The 25,360-nt window shown below is 72.9% G+C and carries 22 protein-coding genes; 9 read left to right on the plus strand and 13 right to left on the minus strand.

Annotation, left to right across the window (positions count from 1 at the left end):
- Positions 1 to 102: 102 nt before the first annotated feature.
- A complete protein-coding gene (locus DRB96_RS17765; protein ID WP_112449351.1) occupies positions 103 to 2,556 on the minus strand; it encodes an ATP/GTP-binding protein in 2,454 nt (817 codons plus the stop codon).
- A 242-nt stretch (positions 2,557 to 2,798) separates the two neighbouring features.
- On the opposite strand from DRB96_RS17765, the gene gabT reads away from it, so the two are divergent.
- Entirely contained in the window at positions 2,799 to 4,133 is a 1,335-nt protein-coding gene (gene gabT, locus DRB96_RS17770; protein WP_112449352.1) for a 4-aminobutyrate--2-oxoglutarate transaminase, read from the plus strand.
- Between the two features lie 165 nt (positions 4,134 to 4,298).
- The gene (locus tag DRB96_RS17775; protein WP_112449353.1) at positions 4,299 to 5,084 is read left to right on the plus strand and encodes a phosphatase PAP2 family protein; all 786 of its coding nucleotides are present in this window, start codon (positions 4,299 to 4,301) and stop codon (positions 5,082 to 5,084) included.
- Here DRB96_RS17775 and DRB96_RS43015 read toward each other — a convergent pair.
- Positions 5,044 to 5,217 carry a hypothetical protein gene (locus DRB96_RS43015; RefSeq protein WP_162688486.1) on the minus strand — a complete coding sequence of 58 codons (174 nt, stop codon included), beginning with the start codon at positions 5,215 to 5,217 and terminating at the stop codon, positions 5,044 to 5,046. The genes DRB96_RS17775 and DRB96_RS43015 overlap by 41 nt on opposite strands.
- 152 nt (positions 5,218 to 5,369) lie before the next feature.
- Between DRB96_RS43015 and DRB96_RS44675 the strand changes: the two genes are divergently transcribed.
- A complete protein-coding gene (locus DRB96_RS44675; RefSeq protein ID WP_239516038.1) occupies positions 5,370 to 7,508 on the plus strand; it encodes an SUKH-4 family immunity protein in 2,139 nt (712 codons plus the stop codon).
- Between the two features lie 111 nt (positions 7,509 to 7,619).
- On the opposite strand, the gene DRB96_RS17785 is transcribed toward DRB96_RS44675, so the two are convergent.
- The gene (locus DRB96_RS17785) at positions 7,620 to 9,464 is read right to left on the minus strand and encodes a glycoside hydrolase family 18 protein (RefSeq protein ID WP_112463231.1); all 1,845 of its coding nucleotides are present in this window, start codon (positions 9,462 to 9,464) and stop codon (positions 7,620 to 7,622) included.
- Positions 9,465 to 9,543: 79 nt separating this feature from the next.
- On the opposite strand from DRB96_RS17785, the gene ureG reads away from it, so the two are divergent.
- The 3 genes from ureG to DRB96_RS17800 all read left to right on the plus strand — a co-directional run bounded on the left by ureG (position 9,544) and on the right by DRB96_RS17800 (position 12,984).
- Positions 9,544 to 10,239, plus strand: a complete 696-nt coding sequence (ureG, locus tag DRB96_RS17790) for an urease accessory protein UreG (protein ID WP_112449355.1) — start codon at positions 9,544 to 9,546, stop codon at positions 10,237 to 10,239.
- Complete coding sequence (locus DRB96_RS17795; protein WP_112449356.1) at positions 10,236 to 11,099, plus strand: urease accessory protein UreD; 864 nt, start codon at positions 10,236 to 10,238, stop codon at positions 11,097 to 11,099. The genes ureG and DRB96_RS17795 overlap by 4 nt, the downstream gene beginning before the upstream one ends.
- A 205-nt stretch (positions 11,100 to 11,304) precedes the next feature.
- Positions 11,305 to 12,984, plus strand: coding sequence for an alpha/beta hydrolase (locus tag DRB96_RS17800; RefSeq protein WP_112449357.1), 1,680 nt, complete (start codon positions 11,305 to 11,307; stop codon positions 12,982 to 12,984).
- A gap of 57 nt (positions 12,985 to 13,041) precedes the next feature.
- Here DRB96_RS17800 and DRB96_RS17805 read toward each other — a convergent pair whose 3' ends face one another.
- The 6 genes from DRB96_RS17805 to DRB96_RS17825 all read right to left on the minus strand — a co-directional run bounded on the left by DRB96_RS17805 (position 13,042) and on the right by DRB96_RS17825 (position 18,300).
- Positions 13,042 to 13,752, minus strand: a complete 711-nt coding sequence (locus DRB96_RS17805; RefSeq protein WP_112449358.1) for a lysophospholipid acyltransferase family protein — start codon at positions 13,750 to 13,752, stop codon at positions 13,042 to 13,044.
- A gap of 71 nt (positions 13,753 to 13,823) precedes the next feature.
- Positions 13,824 to 13,970 carry a hypothetical protein gene (locus tag DRB96_RS43020; protein ID WP_162689032.1) on the minus strand — a complete coding sequence of 49 codons (147 nt, stop codon included), beginning with the start codon at positions 13,968 to 13,970 and terminating at the stop codon, positions 13,824 to 13,826.
- Positions 13,971 to 14,014: 44 nt separating this feature from the next.
- Positions 14,015 to 14,959, minus strand: a complete 945-nt coding sequence (locus DRB96_RS17810; protein ID WP_112449359.1) for a cytochrome c oxidase assembly protein — start codon at positions 14,957 to 14,959, stop codon at positions 14,015 to 14,017.
- Between the two features lie 133 nt (positions 14,960 to 15,092).
- Positions 15,093 to 16,121, minus strand: a complete 1,029-nt coding sequence (locus DRB96_RS17815; protein ID WP_112449360.1) for a 6-phosphofructokinase — start codon at positions 16,119 to 16,121, stop codon at positions 15,093 to 15,095.
- A gap of 192 nt (positions 16,122 to 16,313) precedes the next feature.
- The gene (locus tag DRB96_RS17820) at positions 16,314 to 17,042 is read right to left on the minus strand and encodes a glutamine amidotransferase (RefSeq protein WP_112449361.1); all 729 of its coding nucleotides are present in this window, start codon (positions 17,040 to 17,042) and stop codon (positions 16,314 to 16,316) included.
- 19 nt (positions 17,043 to 17,061) lie between these two features.
- Complete coding sequence (locus DRB96_RS17825; RefSeq protein ID WP_112449362.1) at positions 17,062 to 18,300, minus strand: MurT ligase domain-containing protein; 1,239 nt, start codon at positions 18,298 to 18,300, stop codon at positions 17,062 to 17,064.
- Positions 18,301 to 18,423: 123 nt separating this feature from the next.
- Between DRB96_RS17825 and def the strand changes: the two genes are divergently transcribed.
- Positions 18,424 to 18,978, plus strand: a complete 555-nt coding sequence (gene def / locus DRB96_RS17830; protein ID WP_112449363.1) for a peptide deformylase — start codon at positions 18,424 to 18,426, stop codon at positions 18,976 to 18,978.
- A 44-nt stretch (positions 18,979 to 19,022) separates the two neighbouring features.
- On the opposite strand, the gene DRB96_RS17835 is transcribed toward def, so the two are convergent.
- Positions 19,023 to 19,667, minus strand: coding sequence for a TetR family transcriptional regulator (locus tag DRB96_RS17835; protein WP_112449364.1), 645 nt, complete (start codon positions 19,665 to 19,667; stop codon positions 19,023 to 19,025).
- 183 nt (positions 19,668 to 19,850) lie between these two features.
- Between DRB96_RS17835 and DRB96_RS17840 the strand changes: the two genes are divergently transcribed.
- Positions 19,851 to 21,080, plus strand: a complete 1,230-nt coding sequence (locus DRB96_RS17840) for an acyl-CoA dehydrogenase family protein (protein WP_112449365.1) — start codon at positions 19,851 to 19,853, stop codon at positions 21,078 to 21,080.
- Positions 21,081 to 21,160: 80 nt separating this feature from the next.
- Here DRB96_RS17840 and DRB96_RS17845 read toward each other — a convergent pair whose 3' ends face one another.
- Positions 21,161 to 21,598 (minus strand): SRPBCC family protein, encoded by a 438-nt coding sequence (locus DRB96_RS17845; protein WP_112453510.1) that lies wholly within the window; start codon positions 21,596 to 21,598, stop codon positions 21,161 to 21,163.
- 155 nt (positions 21,599 to 21,753) lie between these two features.
- Here DRB96_RS17845 and DRB96_RS17850 point away from each other — a divergent pair, with 155 nt between their 5' ends.
- Positions 21,754 to 21,939 (plus strand): DUF5999 family protein, encoded by a 186-nt coding sequence (locus DRB96_RS17850; protein ID WP_112449366.1) that lies wholly within the window; start codon positions 21,754 to 21,756, stop codon positions 21,937 to 21,939.
- Positions 21,940 to 22,092: 153 nt separating this feature from the next.
- Here DRB96_RS17850 and DRB96_RS17855 read toward each other — a convergent pair whose 3' ends face one another.
- Complete coding sequence (locus DRB96_RS17855; protein WP_112449367.1) at positions 22,093 to 24,114, minus strand: NB-ARC domain-containing protein; 2,022 nt, start codon at positions 24,112 to 24,114, stop codon at positions 22,093 to 22,095.
- Positions 24,115 to 24,305: 191 nt separating this feature from the next.
- On the minus strand, positions 24,306 to 25,319 hold the full coding sequence (locus tag DRB96_RS17860; protein ID WP_239516305.1) for a fibronectin type III domain-containing protein: 1,014 nt from the start codon (positions 25,317 to 25,319) through the stop codon (positions 24,306 to 24,308).
- Positions 25,320 to 25,360 lie beyond the last annotated feature (41 nt).

Below are 25,360 nucleotides of genomic sequence, written 5' to 3' on the forward strand. Positions count from 1 at the left end.
GGCGAGGTGCCGACGGAGGATTCTCGCCGTGGAACACCACGTCGGATTTCGCCGTGTCGTATGAACGGCCCACCTTGATTCTGCCACCCCGTACGGTTCGCCTCAGCTCGTTCCCCCGAGCCGGACCAGCAGCGGCGCGGCGCGCTCGCCCCGGACGGAGGTGAGCGAGAGCACGGCATGGCCGGGGGGCACGGTGTTGGCGAGGGCGGACGCCGACCACCGCTCCCGCTCGACCTGCCGCACGGTGACGGCATCGGTGGTGACGGCCTTGCCGGTGACCATCTTGCGCAGCGAGTGCAGGGCCCTGGTCATGGGGCGGTCGGCGTAGACCGTCCGGCTGGTGACGTCCCGCGTCTCGACCAGCTCGGTCCCCCAGGCGTCGGCGAACCACTTGCCGTCCCAGGTGGTGACCCCGGAGAACGCCACCCGGCAGCCGACCGCGCCGAGCAGCGGGGTGCGCAGCGGTTCCGGTACGTCGTCCAGGGTGCGCAGCGTGAGCAGGACCCCCGCGTTCGCCGAGCGCAGCCGCTGGACGCCGCGCACCGCCTCGGGCGTGAGGGTGCGCGAGGCGTCGTCGAAGGCGAGGAAGGCGAAGAGGGAGCGGTCGGTGCGCGCCGCGACCGAGGCGTTGAACTGGGCGAGGAGCAGCCGGGCCAGCAGTCGGGAGGCGTCGGCGTGGCCGCGCTCGGGCAGGTCGACGCGGACCCGCACGGGGTGTTCGAGGGCGCGCGGGGAGAAGGGCCGGCCGGCTCCGGTGGTGTCGAAGAAGCCGTGGAAGGCGGGCCGGTCGAGCAGGGCCACCCGATCGGCGAGGACGGGCCCCGGATCGCCGTGGGCCCCGTACTGGCGGGTCCGGGCGTCGAGCTCGCGCAGCATGGCCTGCCGGCCGGAGCGCTCCAGCACCTCGCGCAGTGCCTCGACCGCGGCCGGCCGGCCCTCGAGGAGTTCCCGCAGCTCGGCCACGGTGGGGAAGCGGCCGTACGCGGCCCGGAAGGGGCCGATGAGCTGCGCGAGGGCCGTCGCCGAGCGGCGTACGTCGATGCCGGGCAGGTCGCCGACGAAGGCCTCGGCGAGCAGCGAGGCCGCTTCGTCGGGGTCGGCGGCGCCGCCGTAGAGGTCGAGGTCGTGGACGGAGGCGGGGTCGCCGAGCCGGACGACGATGTCGTAGGCCTCGTCGGGCCCGAGCGGCGTCCCGGCCGCGGCGACGGTGATGACGGCGGCCTCGCCGGCGAGGGCCTGGAGCATCAGCGATTCGACGACCGGACGGACCAGCCGGGCGGTCTTGCCCGCTCCCGAAGGGCCGACGGCGAGCATCGAGGTCCCCAGGACGGCGGGGTCCAGGGCCAGGCCGGTCCCCCGGCGCTCGAAGGGGTTGGGTTCGGCGTCGGTGACGCTCCCGAGGCGGACCTGGCCGACGACGAGGTCGTGGCGGGCCGTGCGGACGGGCAGGTCGCGGGCTCCGGAGGGGTGGCCGCAGGCGGCGGCGCCCTTGTCCCGTACGGCCTGGACGAAGGCGGCGCGCCGCCCGGGGTCGGCCAGCACGGAGTCCCAGGCCCGCCGGATGCGCACGTGGTCGACGTCGTTCATCCGCCCGGCGGCGGCTTCGGCGGCCAGCCGGTCGGCGGATTCCGGGAACCCGGCGGCGCGCAGCCGCGGCCAGTCGGCGGGGTCGTCCGCGAGGTCCGGCCCGGCCGGGTGGGCGGCGGGGGCTTCTGCGCCGGCGGGGCCGGCGAGGGCTCCGTGCACCAGTCCGGCCCAGTCGCCGAGCCGCCCGAAGAAGAGGATGACGGGGAGGTAGACCGCCGCGTAGAGGAGGTAGGTGACCAGCGAGCCGGCCGAGCCGCCGAGCTCCGCGTACGGCAGGTGCCCGAAGGCGAGGGGGTAGACCGGCAGGGTCTCGCTCACGATGAGCAGGGTCACGACGAGGGCGCCGATCAGGGCGCCGAGCGCGCGGTACCAGGGTCCGCGGGCCACGACGAGCCGGTCGAAGGCGGTCCGCCAGCCGCCGAGCCGGGCGAACCCGAAGAGGATCCCGCCGGTGACCAGCAGCTCGTAGAGCTCGGTCGCGGCCAGGCCCCGGTGGTCGACGGGCTCGCGCCGCAGCCCGTTGGTCCACCAGTCCTCGGGGGTGAAGAGGTCGAGCGGTACGCCCACCAGGGGCAGGGCCCCGCCCACGAAGAGGCGCCAGACCGCGAAGCAGATCACGAGCGAGATCGCGACCCGCTTGAGCAGGGAGGCGTCGGCCGCGTCGGGCCGGGGCGCGGCCGGGACGTAGGCGTGGCGCCAGACGCCGGGCCCCGCGTCCGGGCGGGGGACGCGCAGCCAGTCCGCGAGGGTGGGGCCCGCGGCCGGGGCCGCGCCCGGTGCCGCTGCCGGTCCCCCGGCCGGGGCGCGGCCCGGGGCCGCCGGGTCGTGTGCGGGCCTCGGCGGGAGGCCCGGCGGACCGGAAGGCGCCGGCGGCGCGGGCGGTCCCGGCGGCGCCGCCGGGCGGGGGACGTGCCCGGCGGCGCGCGGAGCCCGCTTCTCGTGCGTGCCGTGCGTGCCGTCGGTGTCCATGTAACCCCTGCCCCCTGCCCGTTACCGCACTGTGCTGCGGGCTCAATCTAGTGGGCGCCGCCGTCCCGCGACCCGCACCCGGTCATGATCCACAAGACACGCCCCGATTCCCTCCTATGGCCGTCGCGGACAAGGACACGCGGGCACCACTCCCGAACGGAGCATGCAGGACCCCGCCTCGCGGGCCTAGCCTGCGGACAAAGACACAAGTGCGTCCGAAAACACCCCCCAGGAGCCCCCCTATGACCGCTGTCCCGCAGGAGCGCCGCATCGTCACCGCGATCCCCGGCCCCAAGTCGCAGGAGCTGCAGGCCCGCCGCCTTTCGACGGTGGCCGGCGGCGTGGGCTCCGTGCTCCCCGTCTTCACGGCCCGCGCGGGCGGCGGCATCATCGAGGACGTCGACGGCAACCGCATGATCGACTTCGGCTCCGGCATCGCCGTGACCTCGGTCGGCGCCTCCGCCGAGGCCGTCGTGCGCCGCGCCACCGCGCAGCTCGCCGACTTCACCCACACCTGTTTCATGGTCACCCCCTACGAGGGCTACGTGGAGGTCTGCGAGGCCCTCGCCGAGCTCACCCCGGGTGACCACGCCAAGAAGTCGGCGCTGTTCAACTCCGGCGCCGAGGCCGTCGAGAACGCCGTCAAGATCGCCCGTTCGTACACCAAGCGCCAGGCCGTCGTCGTCTTCGACCACGGCTACCACGGCCGTACGAACCTCACGATGGCGCTGACCTCGAAGAACATGCCGTACAAGCAGGGCTTCGGCCCGTTCGCCCCCGAGGTCTACCGCGTCCCGGTCGCCTACGGCTACCGCTGGCCGACCGGCGCCGAGAACTGCGGCCCCGAGGCCGCCGCCCAGGCGATCGACCAGATCTCCAAGCAGATCGGCGCCGACAACGTCGCCGCGATCATCATCGAGCCGGTCCTCGGCGAGGGCGGCTTCATCGAGCCGGCCAAGGGCTTCCTCCCGGCGATCGTGAAGTTCGCCAACGACAACGGCATCGTCTTCGTCGCCGACGAGATCCAGTCCGGCTTCTGCCGCACCGGCCAGTGGTTCGCGTGCGAGGACGAGGGCATCGTCCCCGACCTGATCACGACCGCCAAGGGCATCGCGGGCGGTCTGCCGCTCGCCGCCGTGACCGGCCGCGCCGAGATGATGGACTCCGTGCACGGCGGCGGCCTGGGCGGTACGTACGGCGGCAACCCGGTGGCCTGCGCCGGTGCGCTCGGCTCCATCGAGACCATGAAGGAGCTCGACCTCAACGCCGCGGCGAAGAAGATCGAGTCCGTCATGAAGGCCCGTCTGACGGCCATGCAGGAGAAGTACGAGATCATCGGCGACATCCGCGGCCGCGGCGCCATGATCGCGATCGAGCTGGTGAAGGACCCCTCCTCCAAGACCCCGAACCCGGAGGCGGCCGGCGCGCTCGCCAAGGCCTGCCACGCCGAGGGCGTGCTCGTCCTCACCTGCGGCACCTACGGCAACGTGCTCCGCTTCCTTCCGCCGCTCGTCATCGGCGATGACCTGCTGAATGAGGGTCTGGACGTCATCGAGGCCGCGTTCGCGGCGCTCTGATCGAACGTCTGACACAAGCGGTAGAACGCGGGAGCACAATGCTCGATCACTTCTCGATCACTACCGCGGGTAACGGTCGGGCGCTGTGAAGAACGTGTGGGGGGCCGATGGCGGGAGCGTTTTCCGGCTGTCGGTCCCCCTTTCGCTGCCGTACGGTTTCTGCAGATGAGTGAGACACCCCGCTCCGGGGAAACCGGGAGCGACACCAGTACCGGGCTTCCCCAGCGCCGCACTGGGCATGCGTTCGCGCACACTCCTCACCGATCGGACGGCCGCTCGCCCCAAACCCCCCGGGGCGCCCGGCAACCCGATCCGGGCGGCCGTCCCGGAACCACCCCCCCTGTTCCGGGACGGCCGGCCATTCTCCTCGCCGCGCTCTGCGCCGCGCTCTTCGCCCTGATCACCTGGCAGGTCCTGGTGTCGGGCCCCCTGTTGACCCCGGACGCCCACCTCAGCCGCGCCCTCGTGCGCACCGTCCCGGACGCGGTCACCCAGCGCCTCTCCGACTTCGGCAACGTCCCGGTGGCCGTGCCCGTCCTGCTGCTCACGGTGCTCTACGCCGCCCGGCGCGGCGACCGCCGGGGCGCGGCGGCCGCGGCGGCGGCCATGGCCCTGGTGCCGGTCCTGGTCGTCCCGCTGAAGGAGTGGACCGGCCGGCCCGGCCCGCTGGAGCCCTGGGCCGCCGGCTACTACCCCTCGGGCCACACGGCCACGGCGTACGTGGCGTACACGGCCGCGGCCCTGCTCGTCGCCCCGCACCTGCGCCGGCGCCGCCGCTGGCCCCTGGCGCTCGCGGCCGCCCTCACCCTCCTGACGACGACGGGCCTGATCCTGCGCGGCTATCACTGGCCCCTGGACGTCCTGGCCAGCCTCCTGATGTGCACGCCGCTCCTGCTCGCGGTGCGCGCCGTCATCCACCGCCGTTCCCGGCCGACCCCACCAGGGCGATGAGCACCAGCAGGACGGCGGCGAGCATCGCGACGTCCCGGGGCTGCCAGCCCTGCTGGAGCGCGAGGACGAGGATCGCCGTCACCGCGTAGGGCCAGGAACGGCGCTTCTTCTCCTGCGGGTCGGGTGTGGTCACTGGGGGCTCCCGGAGTCGGTTCGGCTGGAGGCTCCACGGTCGGCAGCGCCGCGGTTGTCCGCTGTGCCGGTTCGGCAAAGCCGCAGCTCGTCCGCCGGAATCGGGGACAATGCCGTGGTGTCCGGCTGGACAACGACGAGGGCGGGTGGGAAATGGGGCGTCCACAGGGCGAGTTACGGGGGCGGACCGCGCAGGCCAACGCGCTGGCGCAGTGGCTCCGCACGGTGATCGGCCATGTTCCGGTACGCGAGTTGGAAGCCTCCCTGTACGTGGGCAAGAGCTCCTGGGCCGCCTACCGCAGCGGGAGCACCCTGATCACCGAGAAGCTGCTGGCCGAGGTCGTGGAGCGCTACATCCCCGACCCGGCGATGCGCGAGCGGCAGCGGGCCGAGGGCCTGCGCCTGCTGGCCGAGGCCGAGGAGGCGGGACAGCACCTCAAGGACACGGGCCGGCAGGCCGTGCTCGTGGTGCGCGAACGGCCCCGCGAGCCGCTCGCGGTGGCGCTGCTCAGGCTCGACGACGCGCGGCTGCTGCAGATGGAGGCGGTGCGCAAGCTCGCCGACTCCGAGAAGCAGTGCGCGCTGCTGGGCAGCACGGTGAAGGTCCTCCAGGACCGCTGCCTGGTGCTGGAGCAGGAGCGGGACCGCGCGCTGGAGGACCGGGCGCGGCTCCAGCGGGAGTTGGACCTGTCACTGGAGTACCGGCGGCAGGCCGGTGAGCAGTTGGAGCACGCCCGGCACGCCCGGTCGGCCGCGGAGCGGCTCGCGCTGACCGCCGACGAGCACGTGATGCGCGAGCGCATAGCCGTGGAGCGGCAGGCCGCCGATGCCACGCCGGCCGGGGATCCGGCGAACGCCCGGCGCGGCGCGGCCGGCGAGGACCTCGGGCTCGCTCCGCTCGACCAGATCGAGGCCGTTCTGCGCGCCTCCCGCGAGCAGTTGGAGGAGCAGGACGAGGAGCTCGACGACCTCCGCGGGCGCATGGGCGACGAGCGGGCGGAGAGCTCACAGGAGCCGCCCCCGATTGTCCGGGGATCGCTTCTGGACAACGAGATCACAGGTCAGCAGGGTGTTGTCCAGCCGGATCCGGTGGACGGGGCGGACGGGGCGGACCGGGCGGACACGGACGCGGGCTTCGACGTAGGCCCCGACTTCGACGTCGGCCCCGACTTCGACTTCGCACCGCCGGCCTGGTACACGCCGAAGGCGCGCACCCCTGCGCAGTCCGAAGCGGAAGCGGAAGCGGAACTCGAAGAGTTCACGATCGACTACACGCCGCCCGCCTGGTACACCGCGGGGACACTGCCGCAGCCGGTGGCGCCGGTCTCCGGCCCCGGCCACCGGGCGGTGCTGCGCTACCGCGCCGCCGACGGCTCCGTACAGCACCTCGTCCGCCACTCGGCGCCGGGAGTCGCGCACCCCGAGTGGCAGCTCTTCCACGCGCTGCGCGTCCTGAACGTGGCTCCGGAGCGGGTGCTGGGACTGCACACCGAGCTGGAGCCCTGCGACCTGCCCGGCGGCTACTGCGCCCGGATGGTCCGCGAGACCTGGCCGCAGGCCCACGTCTCGTACGACGTCCCGTACGGCGGGGACCTCCGGGGCCGCCAGGAGGGCATCCGGCGGCTACTGGCCTTCCCCGGCCGGGTCCGGACCGGTCCGGACCCACGCCGGGAGCCGCTTCCGGGACCCCCGGACGTGCCCTCGGGATCGGGGGCCGAATCCGCCGCGCAGAAGGTGTGGGAGGTCTTCGCCCCGGAGAACATCTTCCGCTTCGCCCTGGAGGACGCGTTGCGCGCGGGCGCGCCCGCGGTCGTCCGGGAGTACGTGGTGGCGGTGGGCCTGCCCCGGGACATGGGCCCGTTCTTCTGGTCCCAGCCCCAATCCGGGCGGCCCTGGCCCACCCTGGACGAGGTGGCGGCGCGCAGCGGCGTGCGCGCCCTCGACGGCCCGGCCGTCTCCCTCGTCGTGGGCCACGACTTCGGCAGGGCGCTGGGCGTCCAGTACGGAACCGCGCACATCGTGGCCGTACCGCTGGAAGCACAGGGGCAGGAGGGGCCTACGGAGCCGCAGCTCCCCCTGCAGTTCGTCAACTCGGGCCTGCCGGAGTTCGCGCACTGCATCGCGCTCCTCGGCAGGACGTGGCCGCTGCGCCAGGGCCTCACCCCGGAGCAGGCGGGGCGCTGGGCCGGCGATTTCCAGGCCGCGCTCGTGGAGCTGGATCCCCCGGCGCTGGCCTCGCCGGAGAACTGGTGGTCCCTGCTGCTGGAGCAGATGTGGGACGGGCTGCTGTGAGCGCGTGACCGGACCGGACCCGACCGAACCCGACCGGGCCGGACCGAACCCGACCGGCCCGGACCGGGGCCCGTGCGCCCCGACCGGTCCGGTCACGGCCCGCTCCGGCCGTCAGGAGCCGAAGTAGGCGTCGAAGTTCTTCGAGAACTCCCAGTTGCCGAAGCGGTCCCAGTTGATCGACCAGGTCATCAGGCCGCGCAGGGCGGGCCAGGTGCCGTGCGTCTGGTACGACCCGCAGCTCGTGCCCGCCTTCTTCGTCAGGCAGTCCAGCGCCTTGGTCACCTCCGCCGGGGAGGTGTGGCCGTTGCCCGCGTTGGTCGTCGCCGGGAGGCCGATGGCGATCTGGTCGGCGCGCAGCGGCGGGAAGACGCGGGCGGTGTTGCCGGCGACCGGGAAGCCGGTGAGCAGCATGTCGGTCATGGCGATGTGGAAGTCGGCGCCGCCCATGGAGTGGTACTGGTTGTCGAGGCCCATGATCGAGCCCGAGTTGTAGTCCTGGACGTGGAGCAGGGTCAGGTCGTCGCGCAGGGCGTGGATGACCGGGAGGTACGCGCCGGCGCGCGGGTCCTGGCCGCCCCAGGGGCCGGAACCGTAGTACTGGTAGCCCAGCTGGACGAAGAAGGTCTCGGGGGCCATGGTCAGGATGAAGTCCGGGCCGTACTTGGCCTTGAGGGTCTTCACCGCGGATATGAGGTTGACGATCACCGGGGTGGTGGGGTCGCGGAAGTCGGTGTCGCCGGTGGCCAGGGAGAGGGAGTGGCCCTCGAAGTCGATGTCGAGGCCGTTGAGCCCGTACTCGTCGATGATCTTGCTGACGGAGGAGACGAAGGTGTCGCGGGCGGCCGTCGTGCCCAGCTGGACCTGGCCGTTCTGGCCGCCGATCGAGATCAGCACCTTCTTGCCGGCGGCCTGCTTGGCCTTGACGGCCGCCTTGAACTCGGCGGCCGATTCGACGTTCGGGCACTCGCTCGCCGGGCACAGCCGGAAGCGGATGTCGCCGGAGGTCACCGAGGTCGGCTCGCCGAAGGCCAGGTTGATGACGTCCCACGAGGCGGGCACGTCGGCCATCCGGACGTAGCCGGAGCCGTTGGCGAAGCTGGCGTGCAGGTAGCCGACCAGCGCGTGGGCGGGCAGGCCGGGGTTGCCCGGGTTGCCCCCTCCGTTCGGCGTGGTGAGCGCCGTGGCGGCGCTCTTCGGGGATTCGCCGGCCGCGTTCACCGCGCTGACCTGGAAGGAGTAGGTCGTGGAGGCGGTGAGGCCGGTGACCGTCGCCGAAGTGCCGGTGACCGTGGCCGGGTTCGCCCCGTCGCGGTAGACCTTGTACGAGGTGGCACCGGCCGCGGCCGACCAGGAGAGGTCGGCCGAGGTCGAGGAGGGCGCGGACGCCGTCAGGCCGGTGGGGGCGGCCGGGATCTGGGGCTGGCCGGGTCCCGAGCCGCCGGGGTCGGGGCCGACGAGGCTGACGTCGTCCGTGAACTGCGGCGGCTGGCCGTACCAGCCCTGCGTGTACACGGTGACCGAGGTGGTGGCCGCGCCGGTGCGGAAGCTCGTGCTCAGCTGCTTCCAGGTGCCCGGGGTCTGCGTCCAGGTCTGCACGTCCGTGGTCCCGGTGCCGGTCGCGCCGAGGTAGACGTACGCGCCCTGCACCCAGGCGGTCAGGGTGTAGGCGGAGTCGGGTTTGACGGTGACGGTCTGGGAGCAGCGGGCGTTGTCCTGTCCGGCCGGGGTGCCCTTGAGGGCGGAACTCCCGCCGTGGACGGGGGTGCTGACGGCGGCTCCGCTGCCGGCCGTGCAGCTCCAGCCGTCGAGGCCGGCCTCGAAGCCGCCGTTGCGGACGAGGTCGGCGTCGGCCGCCGCGGCCTGCGGGCCGACGGCGAGGAGGCCGGCCGCCCCGAGGGCGGCGGCGGTAAGGAGGGAGAGGACCGAGCGTCTGGCGGTGCTTCGGGTGGGGCGCACAACTGCCTCCGGTACATGGGGGGATGGAGCCAGGCCGCGAAGGGGGATCCGGCTCCGAGCCACCCCCCAAGGAGCCCCCATGCACCTCGACCACGGAGTGACCTTCCCGCACCGCCACACCCACAGCGCCGAGCCCACGCGGCCGGACGGCACCCGCCGCGCCCTGCGCATCGGCCTCGGCGGCCCCGTCGGCTCCGGCAAGACCGCCACCGTCGCCGCCCTGTGCCGGGCCCTGCGCGCCGAGCTGTCCATGGCCGTGGTCACCAACGACATCTACACCCGCGAGGACGCGGAGTTCCTGCTCCGCGAGGCGGTCCTGCCGCCCGAGCGGATCAGCGCCGTCGAGACCGGAGCCTGCCCGCACACCGCGATCCGCGACGACATCTCCGCCAACCTCGAGGCCGTGGAGGAGCTGGAAGAGGCCTTCCGGGAGAGCGGCCCGCTCGACCTGATCCTCGTGGAGTCCGGCGGCGACAACCTCACCGCCACCTTCTCCCGGGGCCTCGTTGACGCGCAGATCTTCGTCATCGACGTGGCCGGCGGCGACGACATCCCCCGCAAGGGCGGCCCCGGCGTCACCACCGCCGACCTCCTCGTCGTCAACAAGACCGACCTCGCCCCCCACGTCGGCTCCGACCTCGACCGGATGGCCCGCGACGCGGCCGAGCAGCGCGGCGAACTGCCCGTCACCTTCCAGTCCCTGCGCGGCGGGGACGGCGTGGCCCCGGTGGCGGCGTGGGTGCGCGAGCGGATCGCCGCCTGGACCGGCGCATGAGCCGTACGGGGGCCGGCGCGGCCCCCGCCGAAGCCCCGCCCCGGGCTCCGGCGCCCGGCCCGGCGCACCAGGCGGGCCAGCCGGGCCAGGCGCACCGGGCGAGCCCGACCGGCCTGCGCGCCACCGCCCGGATCCGTGCCGTGGCCGACGGGCGCGGCTCCACCGCCCTGCCGCTGCTGGCCGGTGAGGGCCCGCTCGCCCTGCGCCGCACCCGGGGCGAGGGAGCCGAAGCCGGGGTCATGCTGGTCGGCGCCATGAGCGCGCCCCTCGGCGGCGACCACCTCACGGTCGAAGCCGAGGCCGGCCCCGGCGCCCGGCTCGTGCTGCGCTCGGCCGCGGCCACCCTGGCCCTGCCCGGCCGCCGCGGCGAGCCCGCGCGGTACGACGTACGGCTCGCGCTGGCGGACCGGGCGGCGGTGCGCTGGCTGCCGGAGCCGCTCGTCTGCGTGCGCGGAAGCGACCTGCGGGTGCGCACCCGCGCCGAACTCGCCCCCACCGCCCGCCTCCTGCTGCGCGAGGAGCAGGTCCTAGGCCGCACGGCGGAGCCCCCGGGCCTGCTGCGCAGCCGGCTCACCGTGACCCGGGCGGGGCGGCCGTTGCTGGACCAGGAGCTGGCGTGCGGACCCGGAGCGCCCGGAGGCTGGGACGGCCCGGCGGGGCTCGCGGGCCACCGGGCGGTCGGTCAGCTCCTCATCGTGGACCCGGAGTTCGCGGCGGCCCCGCCGCGGGCCCGGATGCTCGGGGAGTTCGCCTCGGCCGCACCGCTGGCCGGGCCCGCGGTGCTGGTCACGGCCCTGGCCCCGGACGCCCTGCGGCTGCGCGAACTCCTCGACGAGGCCTGCCGCGCCTACGGTTGGTGACGCTCCGGCCGGCCCCGGCCGGACCCGGGACGAACCAGGCACCGCTCAGCGGTACACCCATTTCCGGATATCGGGTTGGCAAAGAACCGGTCCCCGCTCTGTCGCCCGCTCCTGATCAGGCGAAAGTATCCCCCTGAACGCCGACGCATCCGACCGCAAGAACCACGCCGCCCACGGCGGCAGATGACGCAGGGGGAACAACCACGTGATACGCAACGCGGCGCTGGGGAGCGCCGCCACACTGATCACCGGCACGCTGGCGGCGAGCCTGCTGCTCGCCCCGTCCGCGTCGGCCTCCGAGGCCTTCCCGTCCGGCCGCGACCACGGGGTCGCCGAGGCGATCGGCACGCAGATCGCGGCCGCCCGCGCCGCGCGCACCGGGATCGACTGGAAGGACTGTCCGGCCGACTGGGGCTTCGCCCCGCCCATCCAGTGCGGCTACGTGAAGGTCCCGCTGGACTACACCAAGCCCTTCGGCAAGACGATCGACCTGGCGCTCGACCGCGCCGTCAGCACCGGCACCAAGGGCGAGCGCCAGGGCGCGCTCATCTACAACCCGGGCGGCCCCGGCGGCTCCGGCATGCGCTTCCCGCGCCGCGTCACCACCCAGAGCCCGCTGTGGGTCAACACGGCCAAGGCGTACGACTTCGTGGGCTTCGACCCGCGCGGCGTCGGCCACTCCGCGCCGATCTCCTGCATCGACCCGCAGGAGTACGTCAAGGCCCCCAAGGCCGACCCGGTCCCGGACAGCGAGGCCGACAAGCGCGCCCAGCGCAAGCTGGCGGCCGAGTACGCGGACGGCTGCAAGGAGCGCAGCGGCGAGATGCTGCCGTTCATGACCACGCCGAACATCGCGCGCGACCTGGACGTCATCCGTGCCGCGCTCGGCGAGCAGAAGCTGAACTTCCTCGGCGTCTCCTACGGCACCTACATCGGCGGGGTCTACGCGACCCTGTTCCCGAACCACGTGCGCCGCATGATCGTCGACAGCGTGGTCGACCCGGACCGCGACAACATCTGGTACGAGGCCAACCTCGGCCAGGACGTCGCCTTCCAGACCCGCTGGAACGACTGGCAGGACTGGGTCGCCAAGAACGACGCCTCCTTCCACCTCGGCACCACCCGCGCCCAGGTCGAAGCCCGCTACCAGACGCTGCGCGCCAAGGCCAAGGCCAACCCGCTCGGCGGGGTCGTCGGCCCGGCCGAGCTCATCGGCTTCTTCCAGGGCGCCCCGTACTACGACTCCTCCTGGGTGCCCGTCGCCCAGACCTGGGCCGCGTACGAGGCCGGCGACGAGCAGGCGCTGATCGACGCCATCGCCCCCGACATGAGCGACATCCAGGGCAACATCTCCTCGGAGAACGGCAACGCCGTCTACACCGCCGTCGAGTGCGCCGATGCCAAGTGGCCGACCAGCTGGTCCAAGTGGGACCGGGACAACAGCAAGCTGCACGCCAAGTACCCGTTCCTGACCTGGTCCAACGCGTGGATGAACCTGCCCTGCGCGACCTGGAAGTCCAAGCAGAGCAACCCGATCGAGGTCGGTGTCGGCCCGGGGCGCGGTCTGCCGCCGGTCCTGATCGTCCAGTCCGAGCGTGACGCGGCCACGCCGTACAAGGGCGGGGTCTCCCTGCACAAGCGCCTCGCCGGCTCGCGTCTGATCACCGAGGAGAACGCCGGTTCGCACGGTGTCACCAACCTGGTGAACCCCTGCATCAACACCCGGGTGGACACCTACCTGCTGACCGGCAAGGTCGACGCCAAGGACGTGAAGTGCGCTCCGCACGCCACCCCGGTGGCGCCCGCCCCGGCGGCCGCGAAGTCCCTCACCCAGGCTCCGGCCGACGCCCGGCGCGCGGCCGACGAGCTCCCGTCCGTCCGCTAGTGCCGTGACCGCGGTGCGCGGCTGCCGGCCGCGCACCGCGGACGTACGGGAGAAGGCTCAGCGCGTCCTGCGCCGGGCCTTCTTCCGTGCTTCCTCCGCCTCCGCCTTGACCTCGCCCGCGTACCGGTCGACGTACTCCTGGCCGGACAGCGCGAGGATCTCGTACATGATCTCGTCCGTGACGGCCCGCAGCACGGACCGCTCGCCCTCCATCCCCTCGTACCGGGAGAAGTCCAGCGGCCGCCCGAAGCGGATCGTGACCTGGCGGATGCTGGGGATCTTCTGGCCGGGGGGCTGGATCTCGAAGGTGCCGACCATCGCGCACGGCACGACGGGCACCTTGGCGCCCAGCGCCATCGCCGCCACCCCCACCTTCCCCTTGTACAGCCGCCCGTCGTGCGAGCGGGTGCCCTCCGGGTAGATGCCGAGCAGCTCGCCCTTGGCGAGCACCCCGAGCCCCTCGCGGAGCGCGGCCTGACCCGCGTCCTTGCCGGAGCGGTCCACGGGGATCTGCCCGGCGCTGCGGAAGAAGGCGGCCGTGAGCCGCCCCTTCACACCGGGCCCGGTGAAGTACTCGGCCTTGGCGAGGAAGGTGATGCGCCGCTTGAGGATCGCGGGCATCAGGAAATGGTCGGAGAAGGACAGGTGGTTTCCCGCGACGATCGCGGCGCCCTCCTCCGGGATGTTCTCCAGTCCTTCGATCCGGGGCCGGAACAGCAGCCGCAGCAGCGGCCCCAGGATCACGTGCTTGAGCAAGTGGTAGAACACCAGGCCGCTCCCGTCGACATCCCGTTGTCACGGACATCTTACGGACGGTCAGCCGTGGTGGGCGCCCCGCGTCACACGCTGCGCGAAGCCGCCATTCCCGCGGTCAGCAGCCCCAGCACGATCCAGCCGAACCACAGCCAGCCATTGCTGCCGAGGGCCACCGAGTATGTGGCGATCGCCACCAGAGCGGCGAAGGTCATCACTGCCATCGCCTTCACGGATCCGGTCATACCCCATGGTGGCGCGCGAAGGGGGTCCAGCGCTACTGGCCACGCGCCTGGAGCGAGGCGAGATACGCGTTGTACGCCGCCAGCTCCTGGTCCCCGCTGCGGTCCTCGGCCCGGTCGGAGCGCTTCGCGGCCCGCTGCTCGGAGTGGTACCACTGGTACACCAGGGCGATCAGGACCAGCACCGAGGGGATCTCGCTGAAGGCCCAGGCGATGCCGCCGCCCCACTGCTGGTCGAGCAGGGGGTCGATGCCGAGGGACGCCGGCGGGTTCGCGTACGTCTTGACCATGGGCTGGCTCGCCATCATCAGCGCGATGCCGAAGAAGGCGTGGAAGGGCATCCCGATGAAGAGCTCCAGCATGCGCATCACGTAGCCGGGGCGGTGCGGGCCGGGGTCCACGCCCATGATCGGCCAGAAGAAGAAGAGGCCGACGGCGAGGAAGTGCACCATCATCGCGATGTGTCCGGTCTTGGACTCCATCAGGAAGTCGAAGACCGGCGTGAAGTAGAGGCCGTACAGGCTCGCGATGAACAGCGGGATGGTGAACACCGGATGGGTGACCACCTTCATGTAGCGGCTGTGCAGCAGCATCAGCAGCAGCTCGCGCGGTCCCTTGTGGCCGCGGGCGGCCGGCGACAGCGCGCGCAGCGCCAGCGTCACGGGCGCGCCCAGCAGCAGGAGGATCGGGCTGAGCATGCTGATCACCATGTGCTGGACCATGTGCACGCTGAACATGACCATGCCGTAGTCGTTCAGCTTGGTGCACATCATCAGGGCCACGCTCAGCACGCCGAGGGTGAAGGCGACCGTCCGGCCGACCGGCCAGGAGTCCCCGCGCCGGCGCAGCCGCAGCACGCCCCACGCGTACAGGGCGAGACCCGTGAGCGAGCCGATCAGGAAGAAGGCGTCGAAGGAGAACTCCAGCCCGCGCCCGAGGGTGAAGGGCGGCAGGTCCATGTTCATGTCGTGCATGTCCATGGTGCCGTGCGCGAGGTAACTCAATCTCTTCACTCCCTTGACCCGTGGTGCCCCACCACAGTAGTGCCGCCCCCGGACGGGAAATCGTCCGGGGGCGGTCATTACGGGAGCGACACGTAGAAAGGGGGAAAGATCACAGGACGTTCTGCGCCTCGGCGTACCGCTCGGCCGGAACGGTCTTCAGCGTCTGCACCGCCTCGGCGAGCGGCACCATCTCGATGTCCGTGCCGCGCAGCGCCGTCAGCATCCCGAACTCGCCGCGGTGCGCCGCCTCGACCGCGTGCCAGCCGAAGCGGGTGGCGAGGACCCGGTCGTACGCGGTGGGGGTGCCGCCGCGCTGGACGTGGCCGAGGATGACCGGCCGGGCTTCCTTGCCGAGCCGGTCCTCCAGCTCGACGGCGAGCCGGTTGCCGATGCCGGCGAACCGCTCGTGGCCGTACATGTCGGTGCCGCCGGCCTCCAGGGCCATCGAGCTGCCCTCGGCGGGCTTGGCGCCCTCGGCGACGACGACGATCGCGAACCGCTTGCCCTGCGAGAACCGCTCGCCGACGATCTTCGTCAGCTCCTCGATGTCGAAGGGGCGCTCCGGTACGACGATCGCGTGCGCGCCCGCCGCCATGCCCGAGTGCAGGGCGATCCATCCGGTGTGGCGGCCCATGACCTCCACGACCATCACGCGCTGGTGGGACTCGGCGGTGGTCTTCAGCCGGTCCAGCGCCTCGGTGGCGACGCCGACGGCGGTGTCGAAGCCGAAGGTCACGTCGGTCGAGGCGATGTCGTTGTCGATCGTCTTCGGGACGCCGACGATCGGCAGGCCGCCCTGCGAGAGCAGGTTGGCGGCCTTCAGGGTGCCCTCGCCGCCGATCGGGATGATGGCGTCCAGACCGAGGTCCGCGACGTGGCCGCGGGCCCGCTCCACGCCGTCGCGCAGATGGGCGGGCTGGACCCGGGAGGATCCCAGAATCGTTCCGCCCCGGGCCAGGATGCCGCTCACGGCGTCCAGGTCGAGCTTGCGGTAGTCGCACTCCAGCAGGCCGCGCCAGCCGTCGTGGAAGCCGATGACCTCGTCCCCGTGGTCGACGACGGCGCGGTGTACGACGGAGCGGATGACGGCATTGAGGCCGGGGCAGTCGCCTCCGGAAGTGAGCACACCTATGCGCATGGCAGGAAGGACCTTTGCAACGTGGGGCCGACGACCGGACCACGTCGTCCGGTTGGAACTACCCTGCACCCTACAAGTCGATCCCCGGTGGACTGAACCATCCTCCACATGCTGGTCAGCTCAGTCGTACGAAAAGACGTCGGCCCGGATCCCCCTCGGGGAATCCGGGCCGGACGGCGGGTTGCCGGGAGGTTACGCGGGCTGCGTCGCGGCCGCGATCCGCTCGGCGCGCAGGGCCTCGTACCAGTGGTCGTCGATGGGCGGCAGCGCGTTCACGTCGAGCGCCAGCTTCAGCAGCAGGTCCGCGATCTGCGGGTTGCGCGCCATCACGGGACCGTGCATGTAGGTGCCGAACACCGTGTCGTTGTACGCGCCTTCGGTGCCGTCACCGGTGCCGTTGCCCCGGCCGAGCCGGGTGTGCGCGAACGCCTTCGCCGTCGGGCCGAGGTGCGTGACGCCCTGGTGGTTCTCGAACCCGGTCAGCTGCGGCAGGCCGAGCCGCGGGTCGATGTCCGCGAGGACGTCGCCGACGCACCGCTCGCCCTCGCCGCGCACGGTGACCACGTCCAGCAGGCCGAGGCCCTCCTGGCGCTGGCCGACGTCGTTGACGAACTCCTGCCCCAGGATCTGGTACCCGGCGCAGACGGAGAAGACGATCGCCCCGTTCGAGACGGCCCGCTCCAGGCCGCCGTCGCGCAGCAGCCGCTCCGCGGCCAGGCGCTGCGGCCGGTCCTCGCCGCCGCCGATCAGGTAGATGTCGCCCGAGGTGGGGATCGGCTGGTCGCTGCGCACGTCCACGCGCTGCACGTCCAGGCCGCGCCGGCGGGCCCGGCGCTCCACGACGAGGGCGTTGCCCTGGTCTCCGTACGTGCTGAGCAGGTCGGGGTAGACCCACACCAGACGCAGGCTGTTGTCGCTCATGCTCTTGTCCTTATGGGTACTAGTTGCCGACGCGGCGGCGCACGTCCTGGAAGGCGGTGTAGTTGGCGATCAGCTCGATCTGTCCGGGCGGCGCCAGCTGCACGGCCTCGTCGAGGGTCTCGCACACCCGGAAGTCCAGGCCCGCGACCTCGAGGCGGACCGCGAGGTCCAGCTTGCGGTCGCCGATCACGAAGATCGGGTGGCCGGCCAGGCGCGGGTAGTCCACGTCCCACAGCCAGGAGGTGTCGGTGCCGTCCGCGCCGCGCGCGTTCACCGACAGGATGACCGGGGTCGGCGGCGGGTCGATCAGCGAGAACGTCTCGAGCCAGCCCGCCGGGTTCTTCGCGAGCAGCAGGCGCAGTTCGCGGCCCTGGAAGCTGACCACGTCGTAGCGGCCGGCGACGGCCTGCACCTGGTACATCCGCTCGAGCGCGACCTGCGGCGGGACGCCGAAGACGGCGGCCACGGCGGCCGAGGTGGCGGCGTTCGCCTTGTTGGCGCGGCCCGGGAGCTGGAGGTTGATCGGCCAGGCGCTGCCGTGCGGGTCGAGCACGTGGTCGCCGGAGAGCACCCAACTGGGGGTGGGGCGGCGGAAACCGCACTCGCCGCAGTACCAGTCGTCGCCCGGACGCTGCATGACGCCACCGCAGGAGGGGCACGACCAGGCGTCGTCCTTCCACTCCTGGCCGGCCGCCACCCACACCACGTTCTGCGAGGACGAGGCGGCCCACACGATCAGCGGGTCGTCCGCGTTCGCGACGACGACCGCCTTCGAGCCCGACAGGCCCTCGCGCCACTTCTCCGCGAGCATGCGGGTCTCGGCGGCGCGGTCCAGCTGGTCGCGGGAGAGGTTGAGCAGGGCGATCACCTTGGGGGTGACGTCCCGGGCCACTCCGGCCAGGTACTTCTCGTCCACCTCGATGACGCCGTAGCGGGCGTCCGAGCCGCCCGCCAGGGCGGAGGTGATGCCCGCGGGCATGTTGGCGCCCAGGGCGTTGGAGACGACCGGACCGCTGGCCCGCAGGGCTTCCGCGATCAGCCGGGTCGTCGTGGTCTTGCCGTTCGTCGCCGAGACGAGGACGACGTCGAGATGCTGTGCCAGCGCGCCGAGAAGATCGGGGTCGAGCTTGAGCGCGACCTTGCCTCCGATCACCGATCCGCTTCCGCGTCCCGCGGCCCGCGACACCGCCGCCGCGGCCTTGCCCGCCGTCACGGCCAGCTTGGCCCGCGGCGAAAGCGGCTCTGTGTTGCCTGCCATCGTCCCTTGTCCTCCTTGCGTCGGTCGCCCCCAGCCTATCCAGTACCTGCCCGCGCCCCGACCGCGGCGCCCCCGGTCTGCCGAAGATCTCCTCATATAGTCGCCCGTCGTACCCTTACGGCCATGCGACAGCGCCCCATCCCCGGTACCTCCGGCATCGTCCGCACCATGAGCCTGCTGGGCGACCCGGTGCTCCATTCCGCTTGCGCGGAGGTCACCGAGTTCGGCCCGGCCCTCGACCGGCTCATCGAGGACATGTTCGCCACGATGTACGCCGCCCAGGGCGTCGGCCTCGCCGCGAACCAGATCGGCGTAGGACAGCGGGTGTTCGTCTACGACTGCCCCGACGACGAGGACGTCCGCCACGTCGGGCACATCGTCAACCCCCGTCTGGTCTCGGCCGACGGGGACGAGTTCCTGGGCCCGGAGGGCTGTCTGTCCCTGCCGGGGCTGGAGGCGGGAACGGCCCGCTTCGACCAGGCGGTGGTGGAAGGGGTCACCTCGGACGGCGCGGCCGTGCGGGTGTCCGGGACCGGGTTCTTCGCGCGGTGCCTGCAGCACGAGTGCGACCACCTCGCGGGGGCGGTGTACGCGGACCGCGTGACGGGGCTGCGGGCCCGTCGGCTGCGGCGGGCCATCCGCAAGACGGACTGGGGCGCGGCGGCGCTGCGCGCTTAGGCCGTCTCTCGCGGGCTCGGCCGACAAGATCCGAAAGAGACGGCCTAGAACCCCGGGCCGTCCGCGCGGTTGCCGGCCGTGGCCAGGCGGCCCCACAGCAGGTCGGTGAGGGCGCTGACGAGTTCGGCGCGCTCGCAGGGGCGCTCGCCGAGCCACCAGTCGCCCGCCGCGTGCATCATGCCGACGATGCCGTGGCCCCACACGCGGGCCAGGCGTTCGCCGCCGGGGCCGAGGTCCACGCGCTCGCCGATCACCTGCGCCAGCTCCTCGCCGAGGCGGCGCAGCAGCGGGGCCGAGTGCAGGCCGACGTCGAAGCCGCGCTCGGGGGCCTGGGAGTCCTCGGCCGGGTGCATGAGGAAGCGGTAGACCTGGGGCCGGGCCTCGATGGCGGCGAGATAGGTGTCGAGGGTGGCCTCCACCCGGCTGCGCCGCTCGGCGGGGGCGTCGAGCGCGGCGCGCAGCGAGTCGAGCAGCGCGTCGGTGTGCCGGACGGCGAGCGCCTGGTAGAGGCCCGCCTTGTCCCCGAAGTGCCGGTAGAGGATCGGCTTGGTGATGCCGGCTTCCGCCGCGATGGCGTTCATGGACGCCTTGGGGCCGTCCCTGAGGACGACCCGGTCGGCCGCCTCCAGCAGCTCGCGCCGCCGGCGCTCGGCCGCTCCCGGCTCGCCCGTCTGCTGTGTGGTCTCCATGACGTGTCTCACTCCCCGCCCTTGCGATGTCCTGACGCCCACGCAACGTAACACTCCGCACACCCTGGCGATCTCATCGGAGGCCCGCATCGGCGCTGCTTGACAGTGCTTACCGGCCGGTAACAGACTGTGTCGCTGTTCGGGTTACCAGCAGTAACCATCTGCACGAAAGCTGGAGGGGACATGGCGGAGTTCACCATGGAGCTGAACGACGACCAGAAGCAGGTACAGGACTGGATCCACGGCTTCGCCGCCGACGTGATCCGTCCCGCCGCCGCGGAATGGGACGAGCGCGAAGAGACTCCGTGGCCCGTCATCCAGGAGGCCGCCAAGGTCGGGATCTACTCGCTCGACTTCTACGCGCAGCAGTTCTTCGACCCCACCGGCCTCGGCATCCCGATGGCCATGGAGGAGCTGTTCTGGGGCGACGCGGGCATCGCGCTGTCCATCGTGGGCACCGGGCTGGCCGCCATCGGCGTGGTCGCCAACGGCACCGAGGAGCAGATCGGCACCTGGATCCCGCAGATGTACGGCACGCCCGACGACGTGAAGCTCGCAGCCTTCTGCTCCTCCGAGCCCGACGCCGGCTCCGACGTCGGGGCCATGCGCACCCGCGCCGTCTACGACCAGGCCAAGGACGAGTGGGTGCTGGGCGGCACCAAGACCTGGGCGACGAACGGCGGCATCGCCAACGTCCACATCGTCGTGGCCGTCGTCGACCCCGAGCTCGGCACCAAGGGCCACGCCTCCTTCATCGTGCCGCCGAACACCCCGGGCCTCTCCCAGGGCCAGAAGTTCAAGAAGCACGGCATCCGCGCCTCGCACACCGCCGAGGTGGTCCTGGAGGACGTGCGCGTGCCCGGGTCCTGCCTGCTCGGCGGCAAGGAGAAGCTCGACGAGCGGCTCGCGCGGGCCCACGAGCGGGCGAAGGCGGGCGGCGGGGAGAGGGTGAAGAACGCGGCCATGGCCACCTTCGAGGCCTCCCGCCCGGCCGTCGGCGCCATGGCGGTCGGCACGGCGCGCGCGGCGTACGAGGTGGCGCTGGACTACGCGAAGACCCGTACGCAGTTCGGCCGGCCGATCATCGACAACCAGGGCGTCGCCTTCCAGCTCGCCGACATGCGGACCTCCATCGACGCGGCCCGGCTGCTGGTGTGGCGGGCCTCGTGGATGGCGGTCGCGGGCAAGCCCTTCACCTCGGCGGAGGGCTCGATGTCCAAGCTCTTCGCGAGCGAGACCGCCAAGAAGGTCACCGCCCAGGCGGTGCAGATCCTCGGCGGCAACGGCTTCACCCGCGAGTACCCGGTGGAGCGCATGCACCGCGACAGCGCGATCTACACGAACTTCGAGGGCACCAGCGAGATCCAGCGCCTGGTGATCGCCAGAACGCTCTCGGGCATGCCGATCCGCTAGCGGATCGCCGGAGCGCCGCTCGAGGGACCCGGGTCGCGCCACGGCGGCCCGGAGCCCCCGCGTGCGCCCGGCCGGGGCCCTCAGGGGCGCAGGAGCGCGTCCAGGGCGCGGCCGAAGAGGACCCGGGCCGCCGCCGCGACCAAGGGGTCGAAGAGGCGTCCCAGGCCGCGCACGCGCAGTTCCTCGCGCCACTCGACCTCGCAGCCGCCGGCGGGCGAGGGGCGGATCTCGATCTCCGCCCGGCCCGTGACGGCGCGGCCGTGCTTCACCAGCCTGACCAGCCCCTTCGAGGCGCCGCTCGGGGGCTGCCAGACGGTGACTTCCATCGGGTCGTCGAAGGTGATCCTGCCCACGCCCGTGCGCGCCGTGAAGCGCGTTCCGACGCGCGTGGGAGGCTCCGTTTCGATCACCGTCCGGGTGAGCGGGACCTCCGCGCCGTGGCGTTCCCAGTCGGTCAGCCTCAGCCACGCCCGCTCGGGTGCGAGGCGGGTTCGGCGAATGATCCGGATAGCGGGCATGAGCGCATGGTAAGCGGGCATACACACCCTGAACTGGGCGGCGAATATGCCTTCCGCCCGGGGGTGGCGATCAGCAATACTCACCGCCACCGTGGATCGCGGATTCGACCGGGTGACCACCGGCCCTCCCGCCCCACTCTGCGAGGAGGTGCGCCATGTGCTCCCACCAGCCCCCCTGCCCGACCGCCGAAAGCGCCGACCACGACGCCGCCCGCACCGTGGCCTTCCACCCCGAACAAGGCTGGAACCTGCTGTGCAACGGCGCCGTCGTATTCGACGACACCGGTGAACTGCTCCCCGACGGCCGCACGGTGGAACCCCGCCGCCCGGCCCTGGTCTGAGCGAGGAGGCAGCATGCGCCAGCAGCTGATCCGCAAGCCCGTTCCCAAGCCCGCGCCCCGAGACCTGGATCTGCGCACACCGTCGGGCAGACCCCTCCCGTACTGACGGGAGCCCAAGATTGGCGGTTACGGCGGGGTCCACCGGAGGTTTCCTCAGCCGGTGGACGCCGCCGCACCACTCAGGAAGGCGTTCTCGTACGCCTCGTCGCCGATCGCCGCCCTGGCCTGGCTCTCGCCCTTGTCGCGAAGCGCCGTCAGCGAGGGTGAGCCCATCTGCGGCCGTCCCACCGTGCGCCACCAGGCGTGCCCGGTGCCCAGCAGGCGCGCCGCCAGTTCGCCGTCGCCCAGGCCCGCCACCGCCGCCGCCAGCAGGTCGAGGCCGAGCGCGATCCCGAAGCGGTCGCCCAGCAGCCGTTTGCCCGACAGCATCGCCCGCGCGTGCCGGGCCGCCTCCCCGTGGTGGCCGAGCCCGAAGGCCGCGACGGCCAGGATGTAGTCCGCGTAGGCCCGCATCCAGCGCTCGCCCAGCTCCTCGCACGCCTCCCGCAGTCCCCGCGCCTCCCGCTCGGCCTCCTCGAAGCGCCCGAGGTCGCACAGGGCGTAGCCGGTGGCCAGCCGGCACAGCAGCCATCCCGGGCCGTGCGGCCGGCCGCCGTGGCCCCCGCGGGCCCGGGGGCCGGCGAGCGCGAGCGCCCGTACGGGATCGCCCGGCATCAGGAGCGACACCGCGTGCAGGTACGCCGCGCGCAGCTCCGGCTCCGGATCGGCCAGTGCGGCCGCGGCGCCGGTGCACCGCTCGCCGAGCTCCTCGGCGGCCTCCAGGTCGCCCTGGAGCAGCGCGGTGAGCCCGAGCGCCCACAGGGCCTGGGCGTGCGCCGCACCCGCCTGCGGGGCGCCGAGCAGGGCCCGTTCCAGGAAGGCCCGGCCCTCGTGGACGTGTCCGCACGAGAACCAGAAGAACCACAGCGCGCCGGCCGCCTCCAGGGCCGCCGTGGGGTCCGAGCCGAGCAGGTGCTCCAGGGCGGTACGCAGCTGCGCGTGCTCGGCGGTCATCCTGCGGTACCACTCCACCTGGCCGGGTCCCATCCAGCCCCGGTCGGCGGCGTTCGAGAGGGCGGCGTACCAGTGGGCGTGCCGGTCCGCGAGGACCCGTACCTCCCCGAGCTCCGCCAGCCAGTCCTGGCCGTATTCGCGGATGGTGTCCAGCAGCCGGTAGCGGGGGCCCGTGCCCCGCTCCTGGGTGCAGCGGACGACCGACTTCGCGACCAGGCCCGCGAGCACCCCTTCCACCCGCGCCGCGGGCAGCGGGCCGCCCGAGCACACCGCGCGGGCGGCGGCGGCATCGAAGTCCCCCGTGAACACCGACAGCCGGGCCCACAGCAGCCGTTCGAGCGGCTCGCACAGCTCGTGGCTCCAGCCGATCGCGGTCCGCATGGTCTGGTGCCGGGGGAGCCGCGCGGCGGCGGTGTCGCGGAGCAGGTCGAAGCTGACGTCGAGCCGCTGCGCCATCTGCTCCACGGTCCACAGCCGCATCCGGGCCCCGGCCAGTTCGAGGGCGAGCGGGATGCCGTCCAGGCGGCGGCAGACCTCGGTGGCCACGGCCAGCCGGTCCGGGTCGGTGAAGGCGGCCTCGGCGTACGGGGTGGCGGCCAGCGCGCGGGCCCGGAAGAGGGTGAGGGCGTCGCTGTCGGGCCCCTCGCACGGCAGCGGGCTGACCTCGACCACGTTCTCGCCGGGGCAGCCGAGCGGTTCGCGGGAGGTGACCAGGACCGTCAACCCGGGCGCGGACTGCAGCAGTTCGCCCACGAGGTGGCGGCAGGCGGCCACCAGGTGCTCGCAGGTGTCGAGGACGAGCAGCAGCGTCTTGTCGGCCATCCAGGCGCACAGCTCCTCGTCCAGGGGGCGCCGGGACTGGGTGGCGAGGCCGACGGCGTGCGCGACGGTGGCGGTGAGCAACTCGGCGTCGCGCAGCGGGGAGAGAGGCACCCACCAGACTCCGTCGGGCCGGGACTGGGGCGGAGCCGCGGCGGCGCGCTGGGCCAGCCTGGACTTGCCGACGCCGCCGACGCCCGTGAGGGTCACGAGCCTGCGCTCGCGCAGCATCTCGTACAGGAGGGCGAGTTCACGCTCGCGTCCCACGAAGCTCGCCGTCTCCGGCGGCAGGTTTCCCGGCACGGCGCCAGAGTCTGGTCCAGGGGCGCCGCCCGCGGAATCTGCCTGATTGTTGTTGACCGAGTACTCACCGAACACGCATGTATTGTGCGTGATCTTCTTTCGGTGCAGTGCCGTTCGGGTCAGATCGAAGGAACGGGTTCCGCTCGCCGGGTCCGGTTCCCGATCCGGATCGGGACCCGGCGGAGGGTGGTTCAGGAGGCGAGCACGACCCGCCGCTCGGCGGAGAAGGCCCCCCAGTTGCCGTCGGGCAGCCGCGCCCGGAGCTTGACCGCCCACACCGTGCCGGGCGGCTCGGCGACCGTGAGGCGGTGCTCCGCCCGGCCGGCCGGGACCGCCCCCGCGCCGAACTGGATCACGGTGGTGGGGCGGCCGTTGACGTAGAGCTCGTACTCGCTGGTCTCCCGGCCCGTCGGCGGGGCGGTCCAGGCGAGGGTGACCGCGCCCGGAGAGGCCGTCGCGGTGAACTCGGCGGGAGCGGTGTTCGGGCGCTGCCCGGGCCCGGCCGGGGTCGTCACGTCCACCGCGGGGCCGTCGGGGGAGGAGTGGTCCGCGCCGTCGCGGGCCCGGACGGTGAAGGTGTAGACGGTGTCGGGCTGGAGGCCCTCCAGGGTGGTCCCGGTGCTGCCCGGGCCGGCCGTGTGGATGCGGGCTTCGCCCTGGTAGACGTCGTAGGCGGTGACCCCGGAGTCGTCGGTGGCCGGGCCCCAGGTCAGTTCGGCGGAGGTGGGCCCGAGCGCGCGGCCGGCCGTGGCGGTCGGGGCCGTCGGAGGCAGCCGGTCCTCGGCCCGGGCGGCGGGGGTGGTGGCCGAGGCGGCCGTGCTCGCGGCGGAGGTGTTCCCGGCGGTGTCGCGGGCCTTGACCGTGAACTCGTAGGCGGTCTGCGGGGCGAGGCCGGTGATGTCCACCATCGTCTTGTCGGCGGGGAGTTCACGGACCAGGCGGTCCGCCTGGAAGACGAGGAACGACGACACCTTCTCGGCGGGCGCGGGCGAGGTCCACATGACGTGGACCGAAGTGGCGCTGCCCGCCTGGGCGGTGAGCCCGGCCGGGGCGGACGGCGGCGTGGTGTCGGCCGAGGAGCACCCCGTGAGGAAGGCCGTCGCGAGGGCCAGGGACAGGGCGAGCGCGAGCGCCGACCGCCCGGCCGACGGCCGCGGGAGGCGGCGTACGGGGTGTGGCGCGGGGCTTGGTGCGGGGTCGTGCACGGCGGCGCCCTCTTCTTCCGGCTCCTCGGAAAGGTCTAGAC

The organism is Streptomyces sp. ICC1 (genome assembly GCF_003287935.1).
Lineage (GTDB): Bacteria > Actinomycetota > Actinomycetes > Streptomycetales > Streptomycetaceae > Streptomyces > Streptomyces tritrimontium.

Bases quoted from the DNA above. Each gene is read 5' to 3' on its own strand.
- ureG (WP_112449355.1), top strand. From the start codon at position 9,544: ATGCACCTCGACCACGGAGTGACCTTCCCGCACCGCCACACCCACAGC.
- DRB96_RS17810 (WP_112449359.1), bottom strand. From the start codon at position 14,959: ATGGACATGCACGACATGAACATGGACCTGCCGCCCTTCACCCTCGGG.
- DRB96_RS17840 (WP_112449365.1), top strand. From the start codon at position 19,851: ATGGCGGAGTTCACCATGGAGCTGAACGACGACCAGAAGCAGGTACAG.
- DRB96_RS44675 (WP_239516038.1), top strand. From the start codon at position 5,370: ATGGGGCGTCCACAGGGCGAGTTACGGGGGCGGACCGCGCAGGCCAAC.
- gabT (WP_112449352.1), top strand. From the start codon at position 2,799: ATGACCGCTGTCCCGCAGGAGCGCCGCATCGTCACCGCGATCCCCGGC.
- DRB96_RS17815 (WP_112449360.1), bottom strand. From the start codon at position 16,121: ATGCGCATAGGTGTGCTCACTTCCGGAGGCGACTGCCCCGGCCTCAAT.
- DRB96_RS17825 (WP_112449362.1), bottom strand. From the start codon at position 18,300: ATGGCAGGCAACACAGAGCCGCTTTCGCCGCGGGCCAAGCTGGCCGTG.
- def (WP_112449363.1), top strand. From the start codon at position 18,424: ATGCGACAGCGCCCCATCCCCGGTACCTCCGGCATCGTCCGCACCATG.
- DRB96_RS17850 (WP_112449366.1), top strand. From the start codon at position 21,754: ATGTGCTCCCACCAGCCCCCCTGCCCGACCGCCGAAAGCGCCGACCAC.
- DRB96_RS17835 (WP_112449364.1), bottom strand. From the start codon at position 19,667: ATGGAGACCACACAGCAGACGGGCGAGCCGGGAGCGGCCGAGCGCCGG.
- DRB96_RS17820 (WP_112449361.1), bottom strand. From the start codon at position 17,042: ATGAGCGACAACAGCCTGCGTCTGGTGTGGGTCTACCCCGACCTGCTC.
- DRB96_RS17795 (WP_112449356.1), top strand. From the start codon at position 10,236: ATGAGCCGTACGGGGGCCGGCGCGGCCCCCGCCGAAGCCCCGCCCCGG.
- DRB96_RS17845 (WP_112453510.1), bottom strand. From the start codon at position 21,598: ATGCCCGCTATCCGGATCATTCGCCGAACCCGCCTCGCACCCGAGCGG.
- DRB96_RS17775 (WP_112449353.1), top strand. From the start codon at position 4,299: ATGAGTGAGACACCCCGCTCCGGGGAAACCGGGAGCGACACCAGTACC.
- DRB96_RS17765 (WP_112449351.1), bottom strand. From the start codon at position 2,556: ATGGACACCGACGGCACGCACGGCACGCACGAGAAGCGGGCTCCGCGC.